This is a genomic window from Microbacterium sp. ISL-103 (assembly GCF_018613995.1).
In the GTDB taxonomy this organism is placed as follows: Bacteria; Actinomycetota; Actinomycetes; order Actinomycetales; family Microbacteriaceae; genus Microbacterium.
Genome location: NZ_JAGGPD010000280.1, coordinates 1 through 3,479 on the forward strand (window position 1 = coordinate 1; position 3,479 = coordinate 3,479).

The 3,479-nt window shown below is 66.8% G+C and carries 5 protein-coding genes; all 5 read right to left on the reverse strand.

The annotated features are described in order from the left end of the window. Positions 1-1,369 (reverse strand): response regulator (locus J7E68_RS19800; RefSeq protein WP_251048901.1); only part of this gene is annotated, 1,369 nt, incomplete at its 3' end. 74 nt (positions 1,370-1,443) lie between these two features. Continuing rightward, positions 1,444-2,256 (reverse strand): RNA methyltransferase, encoded by an 813-nt coding sequence (locus tag J7E68_RS11105; protein ID WP_215172576.1) that lies wholly within the window; start codon positions 2,254-2,256, stop codon positions 1,444-1,446. Between the two features lie 102 nt (positions 2,257-2,358). Beyond that, the gene (rplT, locus tag J7E68_RS11110; RefSeq protein ID WP_215172578.1) at positions 2,359-2,745 is read right to left on the reverse strand and encodes a 50S ribosomal protein L20; all 387 of its coding nucleotides are present in this window, start codon (positions 2,743-2,745) and stop codon (positions 2,359-2,361) included. A 32-nt stretch (positions 2,746-2,777) separates the two neighbouring features. After that, positions 2,778-2,972 carry a 50S ribosomal protein L35 gene (rpmI, locus tag J7E68_RS11115; protein WP_036278714.1) on the reverse strand — a complete coding sequence of 65 codons (195 nt, stop codon included), beginning with the start codon at positions 2,970-2,972 and terminating at the stop codon, positions 2,778-2,780. A gap of 72 nt (positions 2,973-3,044) precedes the next feature. Further along, on the reverse strand, positions 3,045-3,479 hold a 435-nt coding region (gene infC / locus J7E68_RS11120; RefSeq protein WP_215172580.1), incomplete at its 5' end, for a translation initiation factor IF-3.

Below are 3,479 nucleotides of genomic sequence, written 5' to 3' on the forward strand. Positions count from 1 at the left end.
CGTCGGCCATGCCGTTGAAGACCCGCGTCAGGCGTCGCAGCTCGGGCGGACCCGTGTCCTCTGCGACCCGCGCATCCATCTCGCCGCGTTCGATCGCGACCATGGCGTCGTCGAGCCGCCGCACCGGCGAGAGCACCCACCTCGCCAGCTGGAACACCAGGAGCACTCCGAGTCCGATCAGCAGGATCGAGATGAGGGTCAGGATCAGGAGCTGCTGCAGGATCTGCGTCCGTGGCGCCTCGACATCCGCGGAGACCATCACGGCGCCGATCACGTCGCCGTCGTCGAACACCGGTTCGACGAGAGACGAGTCGGCGGCGATCCACGGGAACACGGGCTCGGGCGCATCCGCACGCCGCCCCGAGAGCGCGAGCGCGACTCTCGCCGCGTCGGCGTCGACGAGCACCTCGTCGACGAGGGCACTCGAGGCCCACTGGCCGCCGGCGAGGTCGAAGACGACCACGTCGATTCCGTACACCTCGTGGAACCTCTTCACCTCGGCGTCGATCACCGTCGCGCTGCCCGATCGCAGCGCCTGTCGCGCACTGGTCACGAAGTAGCCGAGGTCTCCGAGCTGCTCGGTGTAGAAGGACTGCTGGATGCTGCGGGTCGCCGTGTACGCCGTGACCCCACCCAGCGACACCAGGATCGCCACCAGAGGCACGAGGAAGACGATGATCAGACGCCTGCGCATCGCCCGCGAGCCCGCCAGCCGGTATCCGACGCCGCGCACGGTCTCGATCAGCGGATGGGGTCCGGCTTTGCGTCGGATCGCCCCGACGTGCACCTCGAGCGAGTGCCCGAAGCCCCGCCAGTCGGTGTTCCACACCTCCCGGATCAGCCGTTCCTTGGGAACCGCGACCCCGGGGTAGCGAGCGAGCATCGCCACGATGTCGAACTCTTTGCGTGTGAGCTCGACGGGCGCCCTGTCGATGACGACCTGCCGTGCCACGAGATCGATCTCCACCGCGCCGTCCTGCAAGAGGACCCGTGCCTCCGACTCCGGACGAACCGGGCGAGACCGTCGAGTGACCGCCTCGATCCGGGCCAGCAGCTCATGCACGTCGTAGGGCTTGACGACGAAGTCGTCTGCACCGGCTCGCAGGCCCTTGATGCGCTCCGTCACCTGGTTGCGGGCGGTGACGATGACGATCGGCACCTCGGATCGACCACGGATACGGCGACACAGGTCGATGCCGTCGACGTCGGGGAGCCCGAGGTCGAGGAGCACGACCTCGGTGTCGGCTCCCAGCATCTCCAGCGCCGAGACACCGTCAGCCGCATGCACGGTGGCATAGCCGGACCGCGCGAGAAACGCCTCGAGCGCGGCGGCGACGCGCTCGTCGTCCTCCACGATCAGAATCCGCATCGACTCTGGGTCCCCTTCTCCGCGCGAGCAGGCACAAACCTATCAGCCGTGCGCGAGGTCGAAGGTGCAGCCCGTCAGGCCAGGGTCGCGGCCCGCTGGGCGAAGGCGCTCTCGTACAGGCACACGCTCGCGGCAGTGGCGAGGTTCAGCGACTCGGCGCGACCGAAGATCGGCAGCTTGAGCACCTGATCGGCCTGAGCCAGAGCCTCGTCTTCGAGACCGCGCGCCTCGTTGCCGAACAGCCAGGCGGTCGGCTCGGCGAGCACTCCCTCCGCGCGGGCGCGCAGCAGATCGTCGCCCTTCACATCGGCGGCGAGGATGCGGAGTCCGGCCGCATGGGCCTTCTTCACGACATCCGAGAGTTCAGCGCCCACGGAGACCGGAAGGTGGAAGAGCGACCCTGTCGTCGCCCGCACGACCTTCGGGTTGTACGGATCGACCGTGCGGCCGGTGAGCACCACGGCGTCCGCACCCGCGGCATCGGCGGCCCGGATGATGGTCCCGAGGTTGCCGGGGTCGCGCACCTCTTCGCAGATCGCCACGAGACGCGGGGATGCCGCGAAGATGTCGCGTACCGATGTGGGCGTCTGCCTGACGACCGCCACGAGACCCTGAGGGGTGACCGTGTCGGCCATCGCATTCAGCACGTACTCCGTGACGTGTTCGACCTCGATGTGGGCGTCGACGGCCTTCGCCCTGATGTCAGGATGCTTCTCCCACCCCGCCGGGGTCGCGAAGAGCTCGACGATCGCACCGGGACTGTACGTCAGCGCTTCGCGCACTGCCTGGGGGCCTTCGAGAAGATACAGACCGGTCTCGGCGCGCGCGCTGCGCTTGGTCAGCTTCGCGACGGCACGGACTCGGGGCGAACGGGGGTTCTCCAGCACGCTCTCAGTCTAGAGAACCGCGGGCGCGTTCCCGCGCAAACGACAGGAGAACGACAGAGGACGCCCTCCCGAAGGAGAGCGTCCTCTGTGTGGAAGAACTGCTTACGCAGCGGTCTTCGGAGCGTTGACGTCGGAGGGCAGAGCCTTCTTCGCCGTCTCGACCAGTGTCGTGAAGGTCGCAGCGTCGTTGACCGCGAGGTCGGCGAGCATACGACGGTCGACGGTGACACCCGCGAGGCCGAGGCCCTGGATGAAGCGGTTGTACGTGATGCCGTTCTGGCGTGCAGCAGCGTTGATGCGCTGGATCCACAGACGACGGAAGTCGCCCTTGCGCTTGCGACGGTCACGGTACGAGTAGACCAGCGAGTGGATGACCTGCTCTTTGGCCTTGCGGTACAGGCGCGAACGCTGACCGCGGTAACCCTTTGCGCGCTCGAGGATGACCCGACGCTTCTTGTGGGCGTTTACCGCCCGCTTGACTCTTGCCATTTTCCTGTGTTCCTATTCGTGCGTCGGGCGCGTCAGCGGCCGAGAAGCTTCTTGGCCGTCTTGGTGTCGGCCTTCGACAGCACCTGGTCCTGGTTCAGACGACGGGTACGCCGGCTCGACTTGTGCTCGAGGTTGTGGCGCATACCGGCCTGCTGCTTCTTCAGCTTGCCGCTGCCGGTGATCTTGAAGCGCTTCTTAGCACCCGAGTGGGTCTTCTGCTTCGGCATCTTCTCTTCCTTCGTATGGCGCCTTCTCAGGCGACGGTGTCAACCCGCGGTGCGGGAGTCTGGGGGCGGGAGTTACTCCGCTGCGGCCTCGGCCGGTGCATCGGTGTCGCTCTTGGCCTCGCGGGCAGCCTGCTTGTTCGCTGCACGCTGCGCGTCGCGAACCGCATTCTGCTCCTGCTTGGCCTCGGACTTGCTCTTGAGCGGAGCCACGATCATGACCATGTTGCGACCGTCGATGGTCGGGTTCGACTCGACGGTTCCGAGCTCGGCGACGTCTTCCGCGAACTTGCGGAGAAGTCGCACGCCCTGCTCGGGACGCGACTGCTCGCGACCGCGGAACAGGATCATCGCCTTCACCTTGTCGCCGGCCTTGAGGAAGCCCTCGGCGCGCTTGAGCTTCGTCGTGTAGTCGTGCGCCTCGATCTTCAGTCGGAACCGGACCTCTTTGAGGATGGTGTTCGCCTGGTTGCGGCGAGCTTCCTTCTCCTTCTGGGCGGCTTCGTACTT

Excerpts from the sequence above, each read along its gene's own strand:
- rpmI (WP_036278714.1), bottom strand. The coding sequence starts at position 2,972 with ATGCCGAAGCAGAAGACCCACTCGGGTGCTAAGAAGCGCTTCAAGATC.
- rplT (WP_215172578.1), bottom strand. The coding sequence starts at position 2,745 with ATGGCAAGAGTCAAGCGGGCGGTAAACGCCCACAAGAAGCGTCGGGTC.